We start from the raw sequence: 26,041 nt of genomic DNA on the forward strand, positions 1-26,041 counted from the left end.
TTTAGGTTTAAATTATTTGACTTTCAAACTGTCGTTTACAACCGTTAAACTATCTTTTATTACAGGATATGTAATAGCGGTGTCTAGAGGATTTGTAAGAACAACTGGTGTCGGTTTTATTTTTTGTTTGATTACCACAGCATCATTCAAAACAAAAGGCGTTGGCATCATCCAGTTTTCTCTTTTGGCTATTCCAAATAAAGGATTAGTTATTAAATCAAAAGAACTTTCCATCAATTCCATATCTAAAACCGTTGAGGAATTTAAACTGAACTGGATTTCCAAAGGTGCGTTTCCAACGACATAGTAACTCAATATTTTCTTTCCTTTGCGTTGGTAAAGCGAATTTTTTTGGCCTAATGTGGTCACGCCATTAGCTTTGAAATTATGAATCGCCATTTTTTCATTGGCAAAAATATCATAGCGATTAACGTTTCTATTCGGGGAAATTTTTATTTTCAAATACCTTTGATTGCCTACGATTCTGTCTTCCAGAAATGCTATACTTGGTTTCAGAATGTCTTTTTTAGGAGCTTCGGCAGCATACGTAAAACCTGAATTGTATTTACTGAATAATGGTGTTTCATTCAAAGCGGTTGCATCTTTTGGGTTTTCACCCAAATAGCTTTTGGTCCAGGAATCAAGATTCGTGTCATACGTTGCCCAACTAGCTTTGTCAGTATCGGCATCGTATATGTACAACAAACTGTTTGATTTTGCTTTTCCGGATTCATAACCGGATTCAGAATGTGCTTTCGCAAAAAAGCCGATGGCAAGTACAAAAAACACTAAAGACCAGATTCCCTTTTTGGCGAAAGCCCCAAAAACGGGTAGCAATAATCCAAAAGTCAAAACGGTAAGAATAGCACTTCCAAACAGTACTTTTAATCCCAAACCAATAGGAAACATCTGGATGAAAGGGGCTATAATTAGTAAAGCAGGAATGCTAAAAATAAGACTTAGTATTTTACGGGATTTTTGGGTAATGATAAATGCAGCGAATAAAAATAATCCAAAATAAACCGGAATAATTAAGAATCCAGCTCCTTGTAAACTAAAAGCCAAAGCTCCATTAATCACAATCCAAATAAATAATGGTGCTACATAATGATTCATAGTTACTTTCTTAGCAGAAAAACGGTTGTAAAATACTAAAGTTATCGCAAATGCCAAAAGTACAAATGCAGCAATGTAAGCGTGCCCGTTATAGGTAAATCCGTTCAGTAAATCATTGTATTGCGGGTATACGGCTAATAAACCTTTCCATCCAAAAAAAGTTATTAATACGGTAACAATCAAGGAGCCTAAAAACGGAATAAATCCTCTACCAATTTCTCGGAATGATAAAATACGCTTGGCTCTTCCTACAAAAAGCAGAAAAATAAATAGTGCCAATGCGATTACTACCATTGGTAAAACCCAGCTAAAAGGATAACTTATAAATGTATATGGAATGGTAAAATAGACGTAATCTTCGCTGGCCTGCGTCGTACTTAAATCGGCATTTGAGAAATAATTCAACAAAGGCATTAAGTACGTGCCTTGATGCGCTAACGTATTTTTGTTCAAATGATTGATGTCGTCCTGAGCGGTATGGTAATTAAAATGGTCATCAATAAAAGCAAAATTATATCCTTGAATGTTTCCTTGTTCTCTGAAAACGGTCAAATCAGTATCGTTGGGTAACATTTTATAAATGCTGTACATCAAGGAATTTGAAACTGGAAAAGTCGCTTTTGCGGCAGCAAACTCTTTTACTAATCCTGCATTTCCCTTGTTGGTTTCCATCAACATATAACTTGGACCGGATGAACCACGCGCTTCAAAATTAAGCACCAAGCCTATTTCTTTTGCCCAATGATGTTGGGTTACAAATAGTGCTGCGCCATTTAATCCTAATTCCTCCGCATCTGAAAACAGAATGATAATGTCATTTTTGTGAGGTGTTTTAGAATATAAAAAAGCACGAACACTTTCTAGTATTGTTGCTACACCAGAACCTGCGTCGCTCGCGCCTTTAGAGTAGGAATGCGGCGCGCTGTCATAATGGGAAAGCAACAACAAAGCTTTAGAGCTTGAAGTTCCTTTTATACGAGCTAGAATGTTTTTTGATTGTACCAGATTTCCCCAATCGCTCAAGGTAAATCCTTGCTGAACGGAAGTTTCCAGTCCTAATTTGTTAAGTTCTTTTATGAGATAATTAGCAACCACTTCATGTTCTATGGAACCTACGTAGTGGGGTTGTTTGGAAATGGCTTCCACTTGGGTTAAAGCTCTTTTGGTCGAAAATTCAGAAAGAGAACCTTCTTCATCGGAAGTCCAATGCGGCATCATGGTAAAGTAAATTAATCCTAGAATTCCTAGGAGAAATAAACTGGCATAAATTGAGGAATAATCTTTTTTCATTTTTGGTTAGATAGGTTTGGGGTTGTGGTATTTAAATATCTTTTCTGACTAACATATAAAAATCATTGTCCAAAAGCATGTAGCCTTGGTCATATAGGAAATAGTAGGTATTTCCAGTTTTCGTTTGTAAAATATTAGTAAAAAATTCAAAATCAAAGCCTTTGCTCAAGAGTTTTGCCCGAGTGGTTTTTGATTTTCCTTCTACATTAATTTCAGATAGAATGCGGTAATTTTTGCGCAACTTATTGTTGATGTTGCGCATAAAATTAGTGCTGTCTTTGTTTATTTTATTATTGTAGGCATTACGGCAACCGTCACTACAGAATTTTTTATCCTCGCGACCTACAATTTTCTCTCCACATTCTAAGCAGGTTTTCATGGGTTGATTTTTTTGATGTCGTATAAATCAGTTCTACGGTCTTTTAGAATTCGAACACTTCCATGCTCGTGAAGTTCTTTTAGTAAATCTAAATCTACATCGACAATCAATGTCATTTCCGTATTTGGAGTAGCTTCAGCTTTTATTCCGTTACTTGGAAAGGCAAAATCAGAAGGTGTAAATACAGCAGATTGCGCATATTGGATGTCCATGTTGTTCACCTTTGGAAGATTTCCAACGCAGCCTGCTATGGCAACATAACACTCGTTTTCAATGGCTCTTGCTTGTGCACAATGTTTGACTCTGGTATAGGCATTTTGAGTATCGGTCAAGAACGGTACAAATAAGATGTTCATTCCCTCATCTGCCATTAATCGGGAAAGTTCTGGAAACTCTACATCATAACAAATTACGATGCCTATTTTTCCGCAATCTGTATCAAAAGTCTTAATTTGGGATCCTCCGGTCATTCCCCAGTGTTGTACTTCGTTTGGAGTGACGTGAATTTTAGCATACATTTCTGAAGTTCCGTCTCTTTTACAAAGAAAACCAACATTGTATAACATACCATTTTCTAAATAGGGCATGCTTCCTGTAATAATGTTGATATTGTAAGAAATGGCTAATTCCTGGAAACGTTTGTGAGTAGGTTCAGTATGTTTGGCTAACTCCCGTATGGCTTCGGCTTCAGATAAATGGTTGTAATCCGCCATCAACGGCGCAGTAAATAGTTCCGGGAATAAAGCAAAATCACTTCCGTAACCGGAAACAACATCTACAAAAAATTCGCATTGTTCGAACAAAGCTTCTAGATTATTCAATTGACGCATCTGCCATTGAACGAGTCCTAAACGGATGACGCTTTTTGCGAGGTTTATTAATTTTGGACTTTCGTCGTAATAAATATTATTCCATTCCAGTAAAACGGCAAATTCTTTGGAATCAGAGTCACCTTCCAAGTAGTTTTTCATTACTCGGATCACGTGGAAATCATTGCTTAACTGAAAAGAAAGTACGGGATCGTGAAGTTCTTTTCTTTTTACTTTTTCTATGTAATTTTTTGGAGTGAGTGTTTTCGCATGCTGTCCATAATTAGGAATTCTTCCTGCAAAAACAATTGCTTTTAAATTCAATTGTTCACATAATTCTTTTCGGGCATCATATAAACGTCTGCCAAGGCGTAATCCTCTATAATTTGGATGAATAAAAACATCTATTCCATATAAAACATCTCCTTTTGGGTTATGAGTAGAGAAAGTGTATTTTCCGGTTATATCAGAGTAATTATGGTTTTTATCGACTAAACTTTCGTCAACAATTAAGGATAATGCAGAACCTACTACTTTTCCATCAACTAAAATTACCAATTGACCTTCAGGGAAAATGCTTAATAATTTTTCGATATGATGTTCTCTCCAGTAAGAGCCAACCATTTCCGGATAAGATTCTACCATGGAGTTTTTTAACTCTTTGTAGTCATCAAATTTCAGATTTCGTAACTCTACTTTGTTTATTTTGGCTTGCATAAGAATTTGATTTTCATCAAATATAGCTAAATTTTTCCATTTACAAACGTTTACAAATAGTTACAACCGAAAGTAAATAGTTAGTAACCGAATACTTTTTGGAAGCCACCGCATCTTTGCAATGTTGATTTGAAAGAACGATTCAACAAAATATATACTAACATTTAAATTTTATACGCCATGAGCACATTAAGAAACAAAGTACAGTTAATTGGACACGTAGGGAATGATCCGGAAATTAAATCATTTGACGGAGGAAAAAAATTAGCCAATTTTACATTAGCAACAAACGAAAGCTACAAAAACGACAAAGGAGAAAAAGTAGAGGAAACCCAATGGCACAAACTTGTAGCTTGGGGAAAAACAGCTGAAATCATAGAAAAATATGTTACTAAAGGGAAAGAAATTGCTGTCGAAGGAAAATTGACCCATAGAAGTTATGATGATAAAAATGGCGAAAAGCGCTATGTTACCGAAGTCGTCGTGAATGAGGTAATGCTTTTAGGAAAGTAAAATTAGTTTCTAATTGTTAAGTCCCGGTTTGCAGTATAATTAAACTGCAAACCGGGACTTTTTTTTAGTGAAAATTGGACGCCTTTATTGGTTCATCAATTCTTGGAAACAATCTACAAATTGACCTAGAGGTAAGCCATCAACTAGTCCATGATGCACATGAATTGACATTGGCATGGTTCTTTCTCCGTTTTCATTAATTTTCATTTTTCCAAAAGAAATTTTTGGGCAACTATCCGGAAAAGTATAGCTTCTGGCATGCGATAATGAAGTGAAATCTAACCACGGAACCGCCGAAAAATGGATTACATTATCATCCGAAAATGTTCGGGTAAAAAGACCAGTCGTATTTTGTATTCTTTCAATCTCTGCCAATGCATTTTTAGTGAAAATTTCAAAGTCTACATCGTATTCGATTAAGGAAAATCCGAAACTACCGTCTTCACGACCAATAGTTGCCGAAGCATTAATTTGGTCACAAACATATATTTGATCATCCGTAATCCTGTAGCGGAATGATTCGGTGCCATTGACAGCAACTAACGTTTTGTGTAAATAATAGATAAAGAAGGAAGTGTTTAGTGATTTTGCAGTTGCATACGCTTTCGTACAATCGATTTGGACAGTGGCACCAAAGAATGGTTCTTCAAATTGTCTAAAGAAATGGAAATGTTCTTTTCTAGGCCAGTTCTCTATATCTAAAAGTGTTTTCAAGATTTTGTAATTTTATTTAGGATTCAAAAGTACTGCTAATCTTTTAAATCATAAATCCGTTTTTTGGAATTTTTATTTTAAAGAAATAAGAAGACTTTTTTCAAATGGAAATCATAAAGGCATAAAAAAACCCTAAAAGAAAATTCCTTTAGGGTTTTAGAGAATATTGAGAAAGAATTATTTTACTATGAAAGTAACTCTTCTAACTAATTTTCTTGCAGCGTCAGAATTTTTATCAACAGAATTGTCTTCACCAGCACCAACTACATTCAATCTTGATGCATCGATATTAGCTTTTACTAAAGTGTTTTTTACATTATTTGCTCTTGCAGCAGATAATTTATCATTGTATTCAGATCTTCCTAATTCGTCAGCGTGACCAATAATGTCAACTGAAGCAGAAGGATTGTTTCTCAAATATGTTAAGATGAAATCTGTACCTTCTGTAGAAACATTTGTAGGAGTTGATTTGTTGTAGTCAAAATAAACAGCAACATAACCACCGTTGATTAAACTTTTGATTAAATCATTATTGTAAATAATAGATCCGTCACCAGTATTTCCTGCATAATTTTTCAAGATATATGCTTCAGTTTCGTCAGCAACATTGTTGTTGTTCTTGTCAACTGATTTTCCTTTAGTATCAACCATTGCACCTGCAGGTGTATTAGCTTCTTCATCTAAATAATCAGCTACACCATCTTTATCAGAATCTAGCATTTTATTTTCGATAGCCATAAATCTAGCATCAATTGCGTCAAATTTTCCTTCATTGTCAATAACCCAGTCAGCATGTTTCTCGTTTTTACCTAAGTAAACAGTTAAACCTACTGTACCATTGAAAAGAATTCCAGAAAATCCTCTTGCAGCTGGACTACTTGCAGCATCAAAAGCATGATCTTGAGATGCGTTTAAGATTGTTGTAAAATCTCCAGTTAAAGCAATTCTGTTAGATAATTTTATTTGACCTGTTACACCAGCCATAAAGTTACCCATTCTGTCTTTCACTGCAGAATTTTGATCTTCTAACTGTGCTAAACCAAAACCAGCATGACCTAATAAACCAAGTGTATTTGTCCAAGTTTCAAAATTCATGATTCTTCCAAGGTTAGCAACACCTTGTAAATCTACTCTATAGTATTTAGTGTCAAAATCTGCTGAATTGTTTTTTCCTTCAAAGCTGTTGTATCCAAAATCAGCTTTCAAACCAAATTTGTTGTTAAACATATATCTAACTCCAAGATCAACAACATAAGGACTTGGTGTTGAAGTAAAGTAGCCAGAACTCATAGGTCTTTGTGGCTTGTTTACACCACCAGCTAATTCAACAGACCATTTGTTAAATTCAGTTCCAGTACTTGCGCTTTCTACATTTTCTGTTTGAGCACTCAAAGTTGTCATTGCAGAAGCAAAAACTAACGTAAGTATGATTTTTTTCATAATTTTATTTTTTAAAATTTTATGCAAAAATACGACATATTGTTAAATAAGAAATTTTAAACTGTTAATTATGTAAGAATTAGTTTTAATTCTATAAACTAAGTTCAGATCGGCGATTTTAGCAATATTTTGTATTTTTTTTATAGATTATTCAAAGATATTAACTTTAAAACAGAGTTTTTTTTACTTGAAAAGACTTTTATTATTGATTAAAGAAGTTTAAAACAAGTTTTCTCATTCCAGTTTTTTCAAAACTTCTGTTATCTTTTCGAAAGCACTGAAATTTTTGTGCTCTACTTTATGGTCGATTTTCTCGTGCGCCCATGTCGTGTGAAACGGAATATGTACAGCATGTCCGCCAATGGCTAAAACAGGTAACACATCTGACTTTAAGGAATTTCCAATCATAAAAAATTCTTCAGATCGTATTTCCAAACGTTTAATCAAATCAGAATAATCAATTTCTTGCTTGTCTGACATTACTTCGATATGGTGAAAATAATGACCCAAACCTGAATTGTGCAACTTTCTTCGTTGGTCTAATAAATCGCCTTTAGTAGCAACCACTAATTTATATTTTCCTTGTAAAGCAGCTAAAGTTTCTTCCACACCTTCCAATAAAACTATTGGTTTCTCCAATAATTCTTTTCCGTATTGAATGATTTTTTCGATTATTTCTATAGGAAGTGTGTTATTTGATATAGTCATCGCCGCTTCAATCATCGATAAAATGTAGCCTTTGATTCCGTAGCCGTATAATTTTAAATTGTCGATTTCGACTTTGAATAACTCCTTAGAAATCCCTTGATGTGATAAATAATCTTCCATTAAACCACAGAATTTCTTCTCGGTTTCATCAAAATACGTTTCGTTGATCCATAAGGTATCATCGGCGTCGAAAGCAATTACTTTAAGTTCCATTTTTATTTTATTTTTGATAATAATTGAGGTTTTTCTTTTAACTTTTAACTGTTTTGGAAAAGACTTTCTTCATTGAAATTGTTTTCGAATAAAAGGTAATTCGGATACCTAAAAGTAAAATAATTCCACCGATAATCATTTGCAGCGTAATTATTTCCTCTAAAAATAACCAAGCTAAAATAGCAGTCAAAACGGCTTGGGCTAGCAAGCTCAAAGACACTCTTGTGGCGCGCATGTGTTGTGTGGCATAACTGAGCGATAACCATGCTAAAAGTTGGCAAACTACTGCCTGGATCAACAAGACCAACCAACCAACATCAGAAAACCCAGAAAAAGGTTCGCCTAACATTAAACAGAGAATTCCTAAATATATACTTGAAGAGATTAGGCTGATGGTCATAAATGAAAGCACGTCTACTTTAGAAAGTACTTTTTTGCTGATCAATAAGTAAATAGCGTATAAAATACCCGATAACACGGCTAACAGGAATGCGGTGTCAAAATTCAGTTCAATAAAAAACTGAAAACCAACCAGCATAATCATTCCGAATAATGAGATTAGAGTTCCAATCCAGAAATTAGTGGCGGGTTTTGTTTTTAAAAATAAAAACGAACCAATGCCCACCCAAAGCGGCGATAAATTAGTAAGCAGTGAAGCCTGAGTAGCGCTGGATTCTTGGATAGCAATATTCCAAACGGCAACATCTGAGGCAAATAAAATTCCGCAAATTATAGCAGGAATTAATACTTTGAAAGTTGGAAGCTTGAATTTTTTTGTAATAATGACATACGGCAATAACAAGGTTACTGCAATTGCCATTCTATAAAAAGCCGAAATTAGTCCGGGAGTTAACCGAAGTTTTATTAATATTGGAAAAATCGAAATGCAGAGTATCCCAACAATTAAAGCTAATTGCGGCTTTTTTATTTTCATTTTATAATTTTCTTAATTGATTGTCTCTCCATTAGCAACACCATCTGTATCTGGATTTACAAAAACCAGTTTCCCTTCAGCATTCGTAGTCATCAAAATCATGCCTTGACTTTCTACACCACGAAGATTTCTTGGAGCCAAATTCACTAAAACAGTAACTCTTTTTCCGATAATATCTTCCGGTTTGAAACTCTCTGCAATTCCTGAAACTATCGTGCGAACGTCAATTCCGGTATCGATTTTCAAAATCAAAAGCTTGTTGGCTTTCGGCATTTTTTCGGCTTCCAATATGGTTCCTACACGAATATCCATTTTGGCAAAATCCTCAAATTGAATCGCTTCTTTCTGTGGTTCAGCTTTTTTGTTTTCGGCAGTATTAGCCGTTTTAGTTGCTTCCAGTTTGTCGATTTGTTTTTGAATTTCTTCGTCTTCAATTTTAGCAAACAACAATTCAGCTTCCCCAATTTGATGTCCAGCCGGAATCAAATCAGAATTTTGAGCAATAGTATTCCAGTTCAACGGACTTTCTATTTTTAAAATTCTTGATAATTTTTTTGCTGTAAATGGTAGGAAAGGTTCGCAAAGTGAACTCAATGCAGCAGCAATTTGCAACGCCACATACATTTGTGTTTGCACGCGATCCGGATTGTCTTTTATCACTTTCCAAGGCTCTTCGTCAGCCAAATATTTATTTCCCAAACGCGCTACATTCATCAATTCGCTCAAAGCTTCACGAAATCTATAACGCTCTACGGAACTTGAAATTACTGCTGGATACGCTTTCAATTCGGTTAAAGTTGCTTCATCTACCTCAGAAAGCTCATTTGGTTGTGGTACAATTCCGTTGTAATATTTATTGGTTAAAACCACGACACGATTAATAAAATTCCCGTAAATCGCTACCAATTCATTATTATTTCTCGCCTGAAAATCTTTCCAAGTAAAATCATTATCCTTAGTTTCTGGTGCATTCGATGTCAACGCATAACGCAAAACATCTTGCTGATTCGGGAATTCTTCTAAATATTCGTGCAACCAAACTGCCCAGTTTTTAGACGTAGATAATTTATTTCCTTCCAAATTCAAGAACTCGTTTGCAGGAACATTGTCCGGCAAAATATAACTTCCTTCGGCTTTCAACATCGCAGGAAAAATGATACAATGGAAAACAATATTGTCTTTCCCAATGAAGTGAACCAGTTTTGTGTCTTCATCTTTCCAATATGGTTCCCAATCTTTTCCTTCGCGCAAAGCCCATTCTTTGGTAGAAGAAATGTACCCAATAGGCGCATCAAACCACACGTATAATTTTTTTCCTTCGGCACCTTCAACGGGAACATCAATTCCCCAATCCAAGTCACGAGTTACTGCACGAGGTTCTAATCCGCCATCAATCCACGATTTTACTTGACCGTAAACATTTGGTTTCCAGTCATTTTTATGTCCAACGAGAATCCATTCTCTTAAGAAATCTTCGTAACGGTCCAAAGGTAAAAACCAGTGTTTTGTTGATTTCAAAATAGGAGTTTCTCCTGTAATTGTCGATTTTGGATTAATCAAATCCGTAGCATTTAGCGTCGAACCGCATTTTTCGCATTGATCGCCGTATGCTTCTTCGTTGCCGCATTTTGGGCAAGTTCCCACCACAAAACGATCTGCTAAGAATTGATCTGCTTTTGCATCATACAATTGCTCGGTCACTTCTTCAATAAAATCACCTTGTTCATACAGTTTTCTAAAAAATTCCGAAGCCGTATCATGATGAATTTTAGCCGAAGTTCTGGAGTAATTATCAAACGAAATTCCAAAATCAGAGAACGATTTACGGATGATTCCATCATATTTGTCGATTACTTCCTGTGGCGTAATGCCTTCTTTTTTGGCTTTCATCGAAATCGCCACACCGTGTTCGTCACTTCCGCAAACAAACAAAACGTCTCTTCCTTGCAATCTTAAATATCTGGAATATATGTCGGAAGGCACGTAAACACCCGCCAAATGGCCAATGTGAATCGGTCCGTTCGTATACGGCAATGCCGCTGTAATCGTATATCTTTTTGGATTCTGTATCATGATTCAATTTTATTGAGTGCAAAAATAAGCAATAGAATTTTTATTTGAAGCTATTTACCGTCTCGTTTTAAAGACGAGATTGCAATCTTATTGTTTTTTCTTTAAAAACAATAAGGAATTTCACTGCTATCGGGGCTAGGGGATTTGTTGGTGAAAGACGTTTTTTGAGATAATGTAAAATGATTAATTATATTTGTAACCGTAATTAAAGAAGACTGTAAATCATGGCAAAGGGACCCGAAAAAAACACTAAAAATAAGGCGCTGCATACCAAATTGCTCAATCGGAAAAAGGCTAAGCTTCATGAAGAAAAAAAAGAAAAAGCCTTACGGTTGAAAGCTTTAGTTACAAAAATGAATCAGAAAAAGAATAGTAACGAATCTGATAGCATATAAATTGCATTGTATTTCGTTTCTGTTTTTATTTACCCGAAATTTGCAACACATATTCAAATACAAAACAAATGGAATTCGGTAGAATAATTATTTCAGAAACAGCCTTTAATAGTGAGAACCTTCAAGATGTGATTCACTCTAATATTTCGGTAATCAACTTAATGCGCGAGGAAGGCGTAAACGATGATTTGATTCACGAAGATGCTATAATGAGTTATTATTTAGACTATTACACCTCGCAATATACCGAAGGAAATTTTGCTCAGTTTGTATATAATTCGGGTTGGGATAAAGAACTGAACGAATTAATAGAAGAAGGTTTAGCATTAATTGGTGCTGAAAAGCATTTGGAATTGTTCCAACAACAATCCAAAAAAATAAAATTAATGAGCAGTATAAAACTGAATAAATTCCTAAAAGGGAAATTGGAAGGAGTAAATCCTATCCGAGATTTTCTTAACAACGACACTTTTTTCGAAATTGAAGAAAACCTGATTACTCTAAATGCTGATTTTTTAAAAACACATCCCGATTTCGAAGTCCTTTCTGTAGACGACATGTTTGCAGCCTTAGAAGAATTTGTGGGTCATGAGATTAAAAGAGCCTAAACTTAGCCAAAAGTCGTAAGTCAAAAGTCTTAAAGGTATTTTTCTGTTGTACTCCATTGTCTTTTCAACAAAATATTATATTTCAACAAAGGGTGACTAAATAAGGTTATTTCCTAGAACTTGACTTTGTGACTTTATGACTTTGGACTTTTGACTAATTTTTTGTCCCATTTCTATCAAACATTTCCTTAAATTTGCTTCCATTATTATAAAAGTTAGCGTTAAAAAAATCAAGCTATGTTACAAATCGCATTTATTAGAGAGAATCAAGAAAAAGTAATCACCGCTTTGGCAAAGAGAAACATCGATGCTACAAGTGTTGTTGAAGAAGTGGTACAACTGGATGAAAAACGTCGCGCTACGCAAGTGGAGCTAGACAACATTTTGTCCGAATCTAATAAATTATCCAAAGACATTGGCGAATTGATGAAAGCGGGTGAGAAATCTAAAGCTGCAATTCTTAAAGAAAAAACCGTTTTAAACAAAGAGAAAAGCAAGGCTTTAGCGGAAGCCGCTGATGCACTTGCCGCTGAACTTTTAGAAAAATTATATACTTTACCCAATCTTCCTGCTGATATCGTTCCTGTTGGAAAAACACCAGAGGAAAACCTAAATGTTTTTGAAGAAGGAGAGATTCCAGTTTTGCACGAAGGTGCTCAACCACATTGGGAATTGGTAAAAAAATATGACATCATTGATTTTGAATTGGGTGTAAAAATCACTGGAGCAGGATTTCCGGTTTATAAAGGAAAAGGAGCACGATTACAACGCGCCTTAATCAATTATTTCTTGGACAAAAATACAGCTGCAGGGTACAATGAAGTTCAGGTTCCGCACATGGTCAACGAATCATCGGCTTATGGAACGGGACAATTGCCGGACAAAGAAGGGCAAATGTACCATGATAAAACCGATGATTTATACTTGATTCCAACGGCTGAGGTTCCGGTGACGAATTTGTTCCGTGATGTAATCCTTAACGAAAATGAATTACCAGTTTTAACAACGGCTTACACGCCATGTTTCCGTCGTGAAGCAGGTTCTTATGGGGCGCACGTTCGTGGATTAAACCGTTTGCATCAATTTGATAAAGTGGAAATCGTACGTGTAGAACATCCTGATAAATCGTATGAAGCTTTGGACGGAATGGTAGAACACGTTAAAAATATATTACAAGAATTGAAATTACCTTACCGAATATTGCGTCTTTGTGGCGGTGATATGGGTTTCACTTCGGCTTTGACGTATGATTTCGAAGTGTTTTCTACCGCTCAGGATCGTTGGTTAGAAATCAGTTCGGTTTCTAATTTTGAGACTTTTCAAGCGAATCGTTTGAAATTGCGTTTTAAAGACAAAGACGGAAAAAACCAATTGGCACACACTTTAAACGGAAGTTCATTGGCTTTGCCAAGAGTTTTGGCCGGAATTTTAGAAAATTACCAAACTCCGGAAGGAATCGTAATACCAGAAGTATTACGTCCGTATTGCGGATTTGATATTATAGATTAAAAAATTTAACATATAAGTCATATAAGTTTTTGCAAAGTTTAAAATTGAAAGCGATGCAAGTCTTAATATGACTTATATGTTTAAAAAAATAGATATTTGACAAGGCAAACTGCAATTAATAATGAAAAAACTCTTTCTACATATCGCCCTGTTTTTTTCATTGGTTTGTTTTTCTCAAAACGAACAATTAGCGCAGTATTATTATGACAAAGGTGATTTTGAAAAAGCAAAAATCAGCTATGAAGAATTACTGAAAGAGATTCCGTTAAACTCGCAATATTTTTTAAGAATAATCGATTGTTCTCAGCAATTGCAACAGTTTGAAAGCGCTGAAAAAGCCATTCAAGAACGATTCAACAAGTACAATCAAGGGAATCTTCTGGTAGAATTGGGTTATAATTATCAGTTGCAAAAAAATGATGTCAAAGCCAAGATGTACTACGAACAGGCTTTGGAACGAATCAAAAAAAATCCTAATGAAGTCTACGGAATATCAAACGCTTTTGAGAAAAAAGTGTTGCTCGAATACGCATTAAAATCCTATAAAACCGCTACGGAATTAGAACCGAATTTTAATTTTAATTATCAAATAGGATTGCTTTACGGTCAATTGTCTAATATGGAAATGATGATTTCCACTTTTCTGGATGAAGCATTTGCCAATCCTCAAAACTCCATTAGAATCCAAAATCAACTGGTTCGTTTTATGGTTGACGAAGGTGATGCAAACTTCAATGAACTGTTGCGCAAAGCATTAATTGTTAGAACTCAAAAAAATCAAGATCTCTTTTGGAATCATTATTTGAGTTGGTTTTATGTACAACAAAAAGAATTCGAAAAAGCATTTATTCAGGAGAAAGCCATTTACAAACGCAATCCGGAATCACTTGCTAATATTGTGAATTTAGGACAACTCGCCATTGAAGAAGGGAATCAGGAAGCGGCTAAAGAAATTTTGGGATTTGTACTGGAAAACACACAAGATTTAGAATTGCTTATCCAAGCGAATTCATATTTGATAACCATGAAAATTGAAAAAGCATCCGAAAATGACTTTGCAGCTATCAGTACAGAATTAGACGGTTTGTTGAAACAATTTGAAATAAGTCCTTTTACCTTATCTTTGCAGCTGATTCAGGCGCATTTCACGGCATTTAATTTGAAAAAACCAGAAGAAGGAAAGGCGATAGTCAAGAGAGCGCTGGAATTACAATTGAATGATTATCAGCTAGCCAATGCCAAAATGGAACTGGCAGATATTCTGCTTTTCGAAGAAAAATTTAATCAGGCTTTGATCTATTATTCGCAGATAGAATTAGATTTGAAGAATGATGTAATGGCGCATGAAGCCAGTTTAAAAGCTGCAAAAACGAGTTATTTCAAAACTGATTTTGCATGGGCATTGAAACAATTTAAGGAATTGAAATCAGCCAATACGCAGTTGATTGCCAATGATGCTTTGGAATATTTTCTGTTGATAAACGACAACACTGCAGCTGATTCAACACAAACGGCTTTGAAGCAATTTGCAAAAGGAGATTATCTGTTGTATCAAAACAGAAATCAGGAAGCTATTGCGCAGTTTCAATTGATTTTGAAAAACCACAAAGGACAAGAAATAGAGGCTGTGACCTTGTTGCGATTAGGGAAAATATACGAAAAGAAAGGTGATTTTGCTTTAGCTTTAAGCCAATACCAAACCATTATTAACCAGCACAGCGACGGAATTTATATAGATGAAGCGTTGTATTTTTCGGCAGAAATTTATAACAAGCAGTTGTTGCCTGAAAAAGCGAAGCCTTTATATGAAAAGGTATTGTTCAATCATCAGGACAGTATTTATTTTGTGGAAGCCCGGAAGAAATTCAGGCAATTGCGAGGAGACACTAATTTATAAAAACAGATTATTTAGATTCTTGGATTTTTTGAAAAGTCTAATAATTTAATAATCTAACAATCTAAAAAAAATGATATTATACAACGTTACCACAAACATACACGAAAGCGTTCACGATCAATGGATGATCTGGATGCAATACAAACACATTCCTGAAATTTTGGCAACAGGAAAATTCTCTTCGGCAAGAATGGTAAGGGTTTTAATTGAAGAGGAAATGGGCGGAGTAACCTATTCGGTTCAATATACGACTGACAGCAAAGAAACTTTGGAGAAATATTACCAGGAAGATGCGCCGGCTTTTCGGGAAGAAGGAGCGAAGTTGTTTGGAGATAAAATGCTTGCTTTCAGAACAGAATTAGAATTGATTGCCGATTTTTAGAGTCATTGTAAGGAATGAAGCAAGCATATTCAGATTGTCGTTTTGAACCACAATCTTGAAGTAGCAATCTGCGACCTCCAATTTGAAATAAAATACACTTTGTGCCTTAGTGCCAAAATAAACCTAAAATACAGCGAGATTGCTTCGTGCCTCGCAATGAAAACATGGAAAAAGTAACAGCCAAAAAACACCTCGGACAACACTTCTTGAAAGACGAAAGCATTGCAAAAGACATTGCTGACACGTTGAATTTAGAAGGTTATGATGATGTATTAGAGATAGGTCCGGGAATGGGAGTTTTGACAAAATATTTGTTGGATAAACCGGTGAACACCTACGTTATTGAAATCGATACGGAATCAGTAACGTATTTAGACCAGAATTATCCAAAATTAAAAGACAGAATCATTTCCAAAGATTTTTTGAAATACAATGTCAACGATGTTTTTGAAGGAAAACAATTTGCGATTATTGGGAATTTCCCGTATAATATTTCAACTCAAATTGTGTTTAGAACTTTGGAATACCGCGATCAGATTCCGGAATTTGCAGGGATGTTCCAGAAAGAAGTAGCGCAACGTATTTGTGAAAAAAAGGGAACGAAAGCGTATGGAATTCTGTCGGTTTTGGTTCAGGCTTTTTATGATGCCGAATATTTATTTACGGTAGATGAGAATGTATTTATTCCACCACCAAAGGTAAAATCAGGTGTTTTGCGTTTGCGTAGGAAGAAAGATTACAGTTTGCCTTGCGGCGAAAAATTGTTTTTTACGGTAGTTAAAACGGCTTTTCAACAACGACGCAAAACGTTACGAAACAGTTTAAAAACCTTAAATTTGTCGGATAGTTTGAGAGAAGATGAAATTTTCAATCTTCGACCAGAACAATTAGATGTAGAACAGTTCATAGCACTCACCCAAAAAATAGAAGCCGATGGAGTTTAAAATCAGCAAAGAATTAATACAAGAATTAGAGCAACTCATTCAAAATAAAAACGACCAGCAACTGGAAGTATTATTGAATGACATGCACCATGCTGATATTGCTGAAATTCTTGATGAGCTTGATTTTAATGAAGCAACCTATATTTTTAAAGTTTTAGACAGTGAAAAAACCGCCGAAATCCTTCTGGAACTGGAAGATGATTTGCGGGAAAATATATTAAGCAGGCTTTCGCCAAAAGAGATTGCGGAAGAATTAGACGAGCTGGAAACCAATGACGCCGCCGATATTATTGCGGAGCTTTCGAAAGATTTGAAAGCCGAAGTAATATCAGAACTCCAGGATGTTGAGCACGCTAAAGATATTGTTGACTTATTGCGTTATGACGAAGATACCGCAGGTGGAATCATGCACAAGGAATTGGTTAAAGTCAATGAAAATTGGAATGTCCTGACCTGTGTGAAAGAAATGCGTATTCAGGCCGAAAATATTTCCAGAGTCCATTCGATTTATGTAGTGGATGATGAAGACCGACTGAAAGGACGTTTGTCACTCAAGGATTTATTGACCACTTCTTCTAGAACACCAGTTAGCGATGTTTATATCAGGAAATTAAACTCCGTAAAAGTCGATACTGAAGATGTTGAGGTGGCTCGAATCATGCAAAAATACGATTTAGAAGCTATCCCTGTCGTAGATGAAATGGGACGATTAGTAGGTCGAATCACTATTGATGACATTGTAGATGTAATCAAGGATGAAGCCGATGAGGATTACCAGTTAGCAGCAGGTATCTCGCAGGACGTTGAAGCAGATGATAGTATATTTGAACATACAAAGGCACGTTTGCCGTGGTTAGTTTTGGCTCTTTTAGGCGGTTTTATCTCCGTAAAAGTGCTGGGCTTGTTTGAAGGAGCTATGCTCGAGCATGGAAATTTGTTCTTTTTTACGCCGCTTATTGCCGCTATGGCAGGAAATGTTGGGGTGCAGTCATCGGCAATTATTGTACAGGGTTTGGCTAACAATACGTTAAGTGGCTCCTTGTTTAATAGATTGGTAAAAGAAGTGTCGCTGAGTTTGTTAAACGGAGTGATTCTGGCTACGATATTGTTTTTAGGAAGTCATTTTCTATTGAATGTCGAGATTATCATTGGTGTTATTGTAACCACAGCATTAATTTCAGTAATTATAATTGCTTCGTTAATAGGGACTTTTATTCCGTTATTGCTGGATAAATTTGGTATTGATCCCGCACTAGCAACTGGACCGTTCATCACAACGAGCAATGATATTTGCGGAATTCTGATTTATTTTTCGATAGCAAAAATGATTCTGGGGTTTTAAGAGAGAATAGAACAAAGAAGAAAGACAATAGAATATTGAGAGGAAATTCAACAACAAACTAATACAACTATAACTACACAACCAACACTTTTCCCTAACTGCTCACTATACTTTGGAGAGGGTTAGGGAGAGGAAAAACCACAACCAGCATGAAAGTACACATCATTGGCGGAGGAAACTTAGGAGTCTCTATCGCATTAGGATTATCAAAATTTTCACCAGAAAATCAAGTAACTATAACCCGAAGAAACACATCCAGTATTCTCTATCTTGAAAAATTAGGTGCTACAGTTTCCACCAATAATATACACCAGATTCAGGAAGCAGATGTCATTATTTTGACTATAAAACCGTACCAAGTGGATACCGTTTTAGCCGAAATCCTTCCTGTAATTTCTAATAAAATCATTGCTTCGGCAGTGAGTGGCTTGTCCATAGAAAATTTACAAAACAAAATAGGTATTGCTAATAGTGCCATCCGAATCATGCCCAATATTGCGGCACAATTTGGCGCATCAGCCACTTGTATTGCATTCCATGAAAAAGATAAAGAGAAGGCTCAAGACGTAGTTGCTCTTTTTCAGAGTTTGGGAACCGCTCCTATTATAGACGAAAAACTGATGGATGCAGCAACCGTTTTGGCAGCAAGCGGAACTGCTTTTGCATTGCGATACATTCGCGCTTCGATGCAAGCTGGAATCGAAATAGGTTTTGACTGGCAAACTGCTTTGGCCATCTCAGCACAAACAGTAAAAGGTGCCGCCGAAATGCTGCTGGAAGAAAAAGTACACCCGGAACAATTAATTGACCGTGTGACCACGCCACAAGGCTGCACGATTGCGGGATTGAACGAAATGGAAATGCACGGATTCAGTTCGTCATTAATACGTGGAATCAAAACATCTTTGAAACAAATTAAGGGATAAACGTAAGTAGCGCGTGCCCTGCTCCCCAAATTATTGGGTCAATACTTTGAAAAGGTTTGTTGTCGTGAAGAGGCAATTCTAAAGGTCAAAAAATAATTTTCTATAAAACTCCAAATAGAAATTGCTTAGCGATTAATCAAGATTCTGATATTTAGTATCTTGATTAATCGTTAAGCAATTTTTTTACTTGAAATAAATATAACCAACTGGGTAGTAAAATGAATTTGACTAATGCCCGTTACAACAAACAAAAATTTAAGCCATAAGATTGCTTAAATCTTTTATTTTTTGGTGATTTGCTTTTATAGCAGCACGTTGTTCGTTAATCATCATCAGTTGTTCCGAGGATAAATCTTCAGCATGAGTTAATGCGTCATCGTAGGTTTCAAGTGCAGCTTCTTCTCCATATTCACATGAATTGATTATCGCTTTTCTGTCGCTTCCTGTCATGGCAGATTTAATGTCCATCCATACTCTAAATAATTTACCTGATGTAGTTGTTCCTTCAGTTGGTGTTCCATCTAATCTTTTTACCTCCGCAACAAGATCTGATTTGCATTTTAAACTTGTTTCAGTAAAATGAGAAAACAATGTTTTTAAGTCTGTTTCATCAGCCTCTTTTGAAGCAGTTTCGTACCCTTGGATTCTATCGTTATTGATTTGGATTAACGAATTTAATATGTCAATTGATTTTTCAGTATTCATCTTTTTTGTATTTATTGAGCGAATTAATTTTCACTTACACAAATATCAGCATACATTACAATATAACTTTTACACAATTTTTTTTAAAATTTGTAACATTGACACATTGTTAAGTATTTGACAAACAGAGTTTAAAATATAAACAATTAAAAAGCTTTAATTATGAATTCAATGTATGAGTTACGCGCACAATATGCTATATCAGGAATCATTTTATAAAATAAATCTTATATTTGAAAAAAACTATCATGAAAAAACTACTCCTATTAATGTTTATTTTAATTTCAAGTTACACTGTAAACGCCCAACAAGCCAAGCAAAAACAAGTGCTCAGACATGTGGTGATGTTTGGATGGAAACCCGGTACAGATGCAGCAGCAATTGACAAAGTGATAACTGCTTTTGGTAACTTAGAGCATAAAATAAAGTTGATCAAAGCGTATGAATGGGGAATTAACAACAGTCCTGAAAACTTAAATAACGGTTTAACACATTGTTTTGTCTTGACTTTTAAAAGTGAAGCAGATAGAGATGCGTATTTGATTCATCCGGATCATAAAGCTTTTGTGGCAGTTTTGAATCCGGCACCAGATAAAGTCACCGTAGTAGATTATTGGACGAATAAATAAACAAAAACCGATTTAAAAATTAAAGATTATTAAATATAAAATGAAAAGAGTAATAGCAATCCTGATTCTGGCATTTAATCTTAATATAAACGCCCAAGAAGTAGGTGTTGAAAAATCAATTTTTGGAATACAAACTGGATTTGGAGTACACACTGGAATTTGGTTAAATAATGAAAGCAAACTTTCAAATAGCATCGCTTTACGAAGTGAAATTGGGCTTGAAAAGGATTTTACAGTTGGAGATCATTACGATGGCGCTGGTTTTATTTTGCAACCTGTACTTACAGTAGAGCCAAGATATTATTACAATCTGGAAAAAAGGAACTCAAAAGGTAAAAAAACAGCCAATAACAGCGGAAACTATATTTCGATTAAAACAAGTTACCATCCAGACTGGTTTGTGATAAACTTAGCCGATAACGTGACAAAAACGGCCGATTTAGCGATTGTTCCTACTTGGGGTTTAAAGCGTCAAATAGGCAATCATTTTACGTATGAAACTGCTGTAGGATTTGGGTATCGCGTAGTGTATTTGAAAGAGAATTCGGTTAATGGTAATGTACAGAATGTAGATGGTGCGTATAATAGAAATCAATACATTCCTTATCTACATATAGGAATTGGATATACTTTGTAGGAAATAAAGAAAAAATAATAATGGATATTACATCTTGTTATTGAGATAGAAATAAAAAAGGCTGTGGAAAACACCCTTTTTTGATTTTATGTGTGTAGGATTAAGGGTTCTTGTCTAAATATTTTACAATTTTTCTGTACAGTTTTACTGTAAAATAGAAAATTACAACTAAACAAAATACTATTACAATTTGCCATAAAATTAGACCAAAACTAAAATCATTAATTGTTTTTTCCATTTTCAAAAAAAGTAAAAAATTACAAAACTTAAAAGGTTATATTGATTTACTTAGGTTGTGTTTGTTTTACTTTAGCAGGTTTCAAATTAAATTTCAACCATAAGAAACCAATGGTTCCAGCAATAAATGAAGCAACCAGAATCGCAATTTTAGAATAGGTGATAACTTCTTCGCCATCATTTTTAAAAGCAAGCAAGGTTATAAAAATAGACATCGTGAAGCCTATTCCGCCCAGCATTCCTGCTCCCAGAATACTACTCCATTTTAAATCTCTTGGCAACGTACAAATCCCTAAACTCACCGCAAGGAATGAAAACAACCAGATTCCCAATGGTTTTCCTACCACGAGACCCAGCATAATTCCAATCGTGTTGGGATGGTTCAATTCCTCATGCCAATCCGAGTTTATAGCTATACATGTATTGGCAATGGCAAATAACGGAAGAATAAAAAATGCTACTGGGTTGTGTAAAAAATGCTGTAATCGGTACGAAGATGTTTTTTTGCCGCCATTCCCAAACGGAATTACAAAGGCTAATAATACTCCGGTTATTGTGGCATGAACACCTGAATTTAGCATGAAATACCACATCGCTGCTCCACCAATCAAATAAGGAATTAGACTGTGTACTTTTATTCGATTTAAAATAAATAAGCCTCCCATAATGGCAAAAGCAATAAACAAATTCAGATAAGCAATTGTGTCTGTATAAAATATGGCAATGACCATGATGGCGCCTAAATCATCGATTACGGCAAGCGCAGTCAGGAATACTTTCAAAGATGTAGGAACGCGATTTCCTAAAAGTGATAGGATACCAATAGCAAAAGCAATATCGGTCGCCATAGGGATTCCGGCTCCGTTTTGTGTTATAGTTCCAAAATTTAATAGTAAAAAGATTCCCGCAGGGACAACCATTCCACCTAATGCTCCAAAAATAGGTAAAGCCGCATTTTTAATACTGGATAATTCTCCTTGATAGATTTCGCGTTCTAATTCTAACCCAATCAAAAGAAAGAAAATAGCCATTAAACCATCATTGATCCAGTGCGTTATCGAATGACTACCGATATTGGTTTCCCAAAATGCAATATATTCGGTTTGAATAGAAGAATTGGCTAATAAAAGAGAGAGTATTGTTACAAAAAGCAATAAAAGACCACCTGCTTTTTCACTTTCAAAAAAAGCTTTGAATGTTTTTGTTAATTTCATTTTTTAGTTTTCATTTATTATAAGCATTCGATTTATAATAAAAATTGTGATTGCTAATTTACGATTTTATGAGCTAATTTCCTTTGACAAAACAATAAACCGTAATTTTTTTGTTAATTTGAAGTATCAAAAAAACACTACTTTTATGGATATCAAAGTCCTTCATATCGATAGCAATCATTCCTTACTGTGGGATCAATTGCAACAGTCCGGATTTATAAATCACAGCGATTTCACTTCGTTAAAAGAGGAAGTTGAAGCCAAAATTCATGAATATCAAGGAATTGTGATTCGCAGTAGGTTTAAAATTGACAAGACGTTCTTGGACAAAGCCACTAATTTGCAATTTATTGCACGCGTAGGAGCGGGATTAGAAAGTATCGATTGCGACTACGCAATATCCAAAAACATTACACTTATTGCTGCTCCCGAAGGAAACCGAAATGCTGTTGCCGAACATACATTGGGAATGATTTTATCCCTTTTTAATAAATTGAACGAAGCTGATAGCGAGATACGAGCGGGACACTGGAATCGTGAAAGTAACCGCGGTCATGAGTTGGATGGAAAAGTAGTTGGGATTATCGGTTACGGAAATATGGGAAAATCATTTGCTAAAAAATTGCGTGGCTTTGATGTGGAAGTCCTTTGTTATGATATTCAGGAAAATGTGGGTGACGCCAATGCGAAACAGGTTTCATTAGCAGAATTTCAACAAAAAGTAGATGTAGTGAGTTTGCATATTCCGTGGACTCCCCAAACGGATAAAATGGTAAATGCTGATTTTATCAATGGATTTGCGAAGTCTTTTTGGATTATAAACACCTCTCGGGGCAAGAATATTGTCACTGCCGATTTGGTAGCTGCTATGCAATCCGGTAAAATTCTCGGCGCTGGTTTGGATGTTTTGGAATATGAGAAATTGTCTTTCGAAACGCTGTTTAAGGATAAACACACACCGGAAGCTTTTCAATACTTGTTGAAAGCAAAGAATGTGATTTTGACACCGCATATTGCTGGTTGGACATTCGAAAGTCATGAGCGATTGGCGCAAGTCATTGTCGATAAAATAAAAGCAAAGTATTTTGGTCAAGCCAAAGTTGAAGCGTCGGAGAAACGCGTTACGGGAATTGGTGGTTTCTTTTTTAAATCAAAAAACCCTAAAGAACTGGTTGCTTGGTACGGAAAACATTTGGGTTTAAAAACCGATGATTATGGTTCTACTTTTTGGTGGAAAGATAAAGAAGGAAATGACTGTTCTACCCAATGGTCGCCATTTGCGGAGGACACCACTTATTTTGCGCCAAGCGAAAAACAGTTCATGCAAAACTTCAGAGTGGATGATTTAGAAAAATTATTACAAAAATTATCGGATGAAGGTGTAACAATTGTGGGTGATATGGAGTCTTATGAGTATGGAAAATTTGGCTGGATTCTGGATAGCGAAGGAAATAAGATAGAACTTTGGGAACCAATCGATACAGCATTTCAATAATTTTTTTAGTAACTTAAAGACAAACCAATAACAATTAACCAATGGAAAATTTAAAACACGAAGAATGGAACAATCCGAGGCCTGTTCAACCAGATAATAAAAAAATTGCAGCAGGATTACTTGCTATTCTTTTAGGTCCTCTAGGGATTCATAAATTCCTGTTGGGTTATACAACAGAAGGGATAATATGGTTGGTAATTAGCCTTTTTACATGTGGAGTAGTAACAAGTATATTGGGACTTATTGAAGGTATAATATATTTAACAAAATCTGACGAAGAGTTTTATCAAACGTATCAAGTTGGTAAAAAAGCTTGGTTCTAAAATATAAAAAATCCCGATTGAATCGGGATTTTTTATATAATCTGAAATCTGAATTAATCTTCTTTGTCGTTTAATTTTCGTTCCAGTTCAGCCTGAAACTCTTCCATTACGGGTTTCATGGTGCTTTCCGGAATGTCTGCAATTCTGATATACATTAATCCATCTACAGCATTATTAAACAATGGATCTACATTAAAGGCTACTACTTTTGCGTTTTGTTTGATGTATTTTTTAATCAAAACGGGTAAACGCAAACTTCCTGGTTCCAATTCGTCAATAATTTTATCAAACTTATTCAAATCCGATTCGGCTTCATCGAAAATGAAATCCTTATCGGCATCTTTTAGTTTTACTTTATACGCTTTCTTCGGGTGAATGTATTGCGCAATATAAGGATCATAATAATTGGACTTCATGAATTCAATCATCAGTGATTTCGAAAAATCTGAAAATTGATTGCTGATACTCACGCCACCTAGTAAAAATTTATGTTCTGGATAACGCAATGTTGTGTGCATAATCCCTTTCCAAAGCAGGAAAAGCGGCATTGGTTTCTGTTGGTATTCTTTAATGATAAAAGCACGACCCATCTCTATGGATTTGTGCATCATATCATATAATTCAGGTTCAAAACGGAATAAGTCGTTGAGGTAGAAACCATTTATTCCATATTTTGGATAAATTTCTGAACCTAATCCCATTCGATACGCACCGGCAATTTTATTTGCATCAGCATCCCATAAAAAGAGGTGATGATAATATTGGTCGTGTTTGTCTAAATCAATGGGCTCGTTTGTCCCTTCGCCTACTTCCCTGAAAGTGATTTCTCTAAGACGGCCAATCTCGTGTAAGATATTAGGGACTTTAGATGCTCTAGCAAAGAAAACTTCGTAATTTTTACTTTGTAAAAGTCGGCAATCAGTGCTACGTAGCGCCTCAACTTCCTTAATCATTTTGTCTTGGCTTGCTGCAGTAACAATTTTCTTTGGGCTTTTAGGAATTTTTAAAGTGGGTGTCGGCAAAAAGTTACTTTCTTTTTCGAAAGGATTCGCTAACATATAGGTTTTCTTTCTCAAAAATTCCGAATATTCCTCAATCGTTGCATGTTCGTTTTGTTCGCTTACAGAAATTGGTTTACCAATGCGCACTTTAATCACGCGTCGTTTCTGGCTAAACACTTCCGAAGGCAGTTTTGCTGTTCTAAAAGTGCTGCTTATTTTAGAGAGCAAATAAAATAATCGACTGTTTTTTGCATGAAAATAAATAGGAACAACAGGAACTTGGGCTTTTCTAATGACTTTAATTGCACCTTCTTCCCAAGGTTTGTCTACCATTAATTTTCCGTCTTTGTAAGTAGAAACTTCTCCGGCAGGAAACATTCCTAATGGTTTTCCATCACTTAAATGGCGCAGGGTTTCTTTAATTCCCACTACACTTGATTTGGCATCCTTATGATTTTCAAAAGGATTCACCGGCATAATGTATTTCTTGAGAGGGGTAATGCGGTGCAAAAGGAAATTGGCGATAATTTTGAAATTTGGTTCTCTTTCGAGCATTAATTTCAACAATAAAACACCATCAATTCCTCCCAGCGGATGATTTGAAATGGTGATATAAGCGCCTTCTTTTGGTAAACGTTTTAAATCCTCTTCCGGAATTTCGAATTTTATTTGTAAATCATCTAATATCCCATTTAAAAAGGCAACGTCTTTTAAATGTTTATTTCTGTCGTATACTTTGTTTAAGGTAGAGATTTTTAGCACCTTCATTAGCATCCAGCCAGAAAAAGTCCCCAGAACTCCGTACTTGTCTGCATTTATTGCTTTTGCAACTTCTTTCGCGGTTACTAAACCCATGTATTTTTTTGTTTTTTTAGAGCAAGAAACAAAGAT

The 26,041-nt window shown here is 35.3% G+C and carries 23 protein-coding genes and 1 pseudogene; 13 read left to right on the top strand and 11 right to left on the bottom strand.

What is annotated here, in order from left to right:
- Positions 1-12 precede the first annotated feature (12 nt).
- The 3 genes from ACNQF8_RS04705 to ACNQF8_RS04715 all read right to left on the bottom strand — a co-directional run bounded on the left by ACNQF8_RS04705 (position 13) and on the right by ACNQF8_RS04715 (position 4,311).
- The gene (locus ACNQF8_RS04705; protein WP_417951291.1) at positions 13-2,334 is read right to left on the bottom strand and encodes a M28 family peptidase; all 2,322 of its coding nucleotides are present in this window, start codon (positions 2,332-2,334) and stop codon (positions 13-15) included.
- Positions 2,335-2,437: 103 nt separating this feature from the next.
- Positions 2,438-2,785 (bottom strand): hypothetical protein, encoded by a 348-nt coding sequence (locus tag ACNQF8_RS04710; RefSeq protein ID WP_417950995.1) that lies wholly within the window; start codon positions 2,783-2,785, stop codon positions 2,438-2,440.
- Entirely contained in the window at positions 2,782-4,311 is a 1,530-nt protein-coding gene (locus tag ACNQF8_RS04715) for a GNAT family N-acetyltransferase (RefSeq protein ID WP_417950996.1), read from the bottom strand. The genes ACNQF8_RS04710 and ACNQF8_RS04715 overlap by 4 nt, the downstream gene beginning before the upstream one ends.
- A gap of 180 nt (positions 4,312-4,491) precedes the next feature.
- Between ACNQF8_RS04715 and ACNQF8_RS04720 the strand changes: the two genes are divergently transcribed.
- Positions 4,492-4,824 carry a single-stranded DNA-binding protein gene (locus ACNQF8_RS04720; protein WP_417950997.1) on the top strand — a complete coding sequence of 111 codons (333 nt, stop codon included), beginning with the start codon at positions 4,492-4,494 and terminating at the stop codon, positions 4,822-4,824.
- A gap of 84 nt (positions 4,825-4,908) precedes the next feature.
- Here ACNQF8_RS04720 and ACNQF8_RS04725 read toward each other — a convergent pair whose 3' ends face one another.
- The 5 genes from ACNQF8_RS04725 to metG form a co-directional block, all read right to left on the bottom strand.
- Positions 4,909-5,538 carry a CatA-like O-acetyltransferase gene (locus ACNQF8_RS04725; RefSeq protein ID WP_417950998.1) on the bottom strand — a complete coding sequence of 210 codons (630 nt, stop codon included), beginning with the start codon at positions 5,536-5,538 and terminating at the stop codon, positions 4,909-4,911.
- A 177-nt stretch (positions 5,539-5,715) separates the two neighbouring features.
- On the bottom strand, positions 5,716-6,978 hold the full coding sequence (locus tag ACNQF8_RS04730; RefSeq protein ID WP_417950999.1) for an OmpA family protein: 1,263 nt from the start codon (positions 6,976-6,978) through the stop codon (positions 5,716-5,718).
- Positions 6,979-7,212: 234 nt separating this feature from the next.
- Positions 7,213-7,899, bottom strand: a complete 687-nt coding sequence (locus ACNQF8_RS04735; protein WP_417951000.1) for an HAD family hydrolase — start codon at positions 7,897-7,899, stop codon at positions 7,213-7,215.
- A 37-nt stretch (positions 7,900-7,936) separates the two neighbouring features.
- A complete protein-coding gene (locus ACNQF8_RS04740; protein WP_417952971.1) occupies positions 7,937-8,833 on the bottom strand; it encodes a DMT family transporter in 897 nt (298 codons plus the stop codon).
- 12 nt (positions 8,834-8,845) lie between these two features.
- Complete coding sequence (gene metG / locus ACNQF8_RS04745; RefSeq protein ID WP_417952972.1) at positions 8,846-10,906, bottom strand: methionine--tRNA ligase; 2,061 nt, start codon at positions 10,904-10,906, stop codon at positions 8,846-8,848.
- Positions 10,907-11,369: 463 nt separating this feature from the next.
- Here metG and ACNQF8_RS04750 point away from each other — a divergent pair, with 463 nt between their 5' ends.
- The 7 genes from ACNQF8_RS04750 (at position 11,370) to proC (ending at position 18,909) form a co-directional block, all read left to right on the top strand.
- Positions 11,370-11,909 carry a DMP19 family protein gene (locus tag ACNQF8_RS04750; protein WP_417952973.1) on the top strand — a complete coding sequence of 180 codons (540 nt, stop codon included), beginning with the start codon at positions 11,370-11,372 and terminating at the stop codon, positions 11,907-11,909.
- 237 nt (positions 11,910-12,146) lie between these two features.
- Entirely contained in the window at positions 12,147-13,418 is a 1,272-nt protein-coding gene (serS, locus tag ACNQF8_RS04755; RefSeq protein WP_417952974.1) for a serine--tRNA ligase, read from the top strand.
- A gap of 121 nt (positions 13,419-13,539) precedes the next feature.
- Positions 13,540-15,315: a tetratricopeptide repeat protein gene (locus tag ACNQF8_RS04760; RefSeq protein WP_417952975.1), complete on the top strand. Its 1,776-nt coding sequence runs from the start codon at positions 13,540-13,542 to the stop codon at positions 15,313-15,315.
- Positions 15,316-15,385: 70 nt separating this feature from the next.
- Entirely contained in the window at positions 15,386-15,697 is a 312-nt protein-coding gene (locus ACNQF8_RS04765) for a DUF4286 family protein (protein ID WP_417951006.1), read from the top strand.
- A gap of 164 nt (positions 15,698-15,861) precedes the next feature.
- Positions 15,862-16,641, top strand: coding sequence for a 16S rRNA (adenine(1518)-N(6)/adenine(1519)-N(6))-dimethyltransferase RsmA (gene rsmA / locus ACNQF8_RS04770; protein WP_315205417.1), 780 nt, complete (start codon positions 15,862-15,864; stop codon positions 16,639-16,641).
- Entirely contained in the window at positions 16,631-17,983 is a 1,353-nt protein-coding gene (gene mgtE / locus ACNQF8_RS04775; RefSeq protein ID WP_417951007.1) for a magnesium transporter, read from the top strand. The genes rsmA and mgtE overlap by 11 nt, the downstream gene beginning before the upstream one ends.
- 149 nt (positions 17,984-18,132) lie before the next feature.
- A complete protein-coding gene (gene proC, locus ACNQF8_RS04780; RefSeq protein WP_417951008.1) occupies positions 18,133-18,909 on the top strand; it encodes a pyrroline-5-carboxylate reductase in 777 nt (258 codons plus the stop codon).
- Positions 18,910-19,164: 255 nt separating this feature from the next.
- On the opposite strand, the gene ACNQF8_RS04785 is transcribed toward proC, so the two are convergent.
- Positions 19,165-19,614 (bottom strand): ferritin-like domain-containing protein, encoded by a 450-nt coding sequence (locus tag ACNQF8_RS04785; protein ID WP_417951009.1) that lies wholly within the window; start codon positions 19,612-19,614, stop codon positions 19,165-19,167.
- Positions 19,615-19,862: 248 nt separating this feature from the next.
- On the opposite strand from ACNQF8_RS04785, the gene ACNQF8_RS04790 reads away from it, so the two are divergent.
- Complete coding sequence (locus ACNQF8_RS04790) at positions 19,863-20,243, top strand: Dabb family protein (RefSeq protein ID WP_417951010.1); 381 nt, start codon at positions 19,863-19,865, stop codon at positions 20,241-20,243.
- Positions 20,244-20,283: 40 nt separating this feature from the next.
- Positions 20,284-20,880 carry a hypothetical protein gene (locus tag ACNQF8_RS04795; RefSeq protein ID WP_417951011.1) on the top strand — a complete coding sequence of 199 codons (597 nt, stop codon included), beginning with the start codon at positions 20,284-20,286 and terminating at the stop codon, positions 20,878-20,880.
- Between the two features lie 284 nt (positions 20,881-21,164).
- Here ACNQF8_RS04795 and nhaA read toward each other — a convergent pair whose 3' ends face one another.
- The gene (gene nhaA, locus ACNQF8_RS04800) at positions 21,165-22,331 is read right to left on the bottom strand and encodes a Na+/H+ antiporter NhaA (protein ID WP_417951012.1); all 1,167 of its coding nucleotides are present in this window, start codon (positions 22,329-22,331) and stop codon (positions 21,165-21,167) included.
- 145 nt (positions 22,332-22,476) lie between these two features.
- On the opposite strand from nhaA, the pseudogene ACNQF8_RS04805 reads away from it, so the two are divergent.
- The 3 genes and pseudogenes from ACNQF8_RS04805 to ACNQF8_RS04815 form a co-directional block, all read left to right on the top strand.
- Positions 22,477-23,415: pseudogene (locus ACNQF8_RS04805) on the top strand (2-hydroxyacid dehydrogenase); the annotation flags it as partial.
- Positions 23,416-23,460: 45 nt separating this feature from the next.
- Positions 23,461-23,826 (top strand): VOC family protein, encoded by a 366-nt coding sequence (locus ACNQF8_RS04810; protein WP_417951292.1) that lies wholly within the window; start codon positions 23,461-23,463, stop codon positions 23,824-23,826.
- 41 nt (positions 23,827-23,867) lie between these two features.
- On the top strand, positions 23,868-24,149 hold the full coding sequence (locus tag ACNQF8_RS04815) for a TM2 domain-containing protein (protein WP_417951013.1): 282 nt from the start codon (positions 23,868-23,870) through the stop codon (positions 24,147-24,149).
- A gap of 53 nt (positions 24,150-24,202) precedes the next feature.
- Here ACNQF8_RS04815 and ACNQF8_RS04820 read toward each other — a convergent pair whose 3' ends face one another.
- On the bottom strand, positions 24,203-26,005 hold the full coding sequence (locus ACNQF8_RS04820) for a GNAT family N-acyltransferase (RefSeq protein ID WP_417951014.1): 1,803 nt from the start codon (positions 26,003-26,005) through the stop codon (positions 24,203-24,205).
- Positions 26,006-26,041: the final 36 nt, after the last annotated feature.

Source organism: Flavobacterium labens, from assembly GCF_048286755.1.
Taxonomy (GTDB): domain Bacteria; phylum Bacteroidota; class Bacteroidia; order Flavobacteriales; family Flavobacteriaceae; genus Flavobacterium.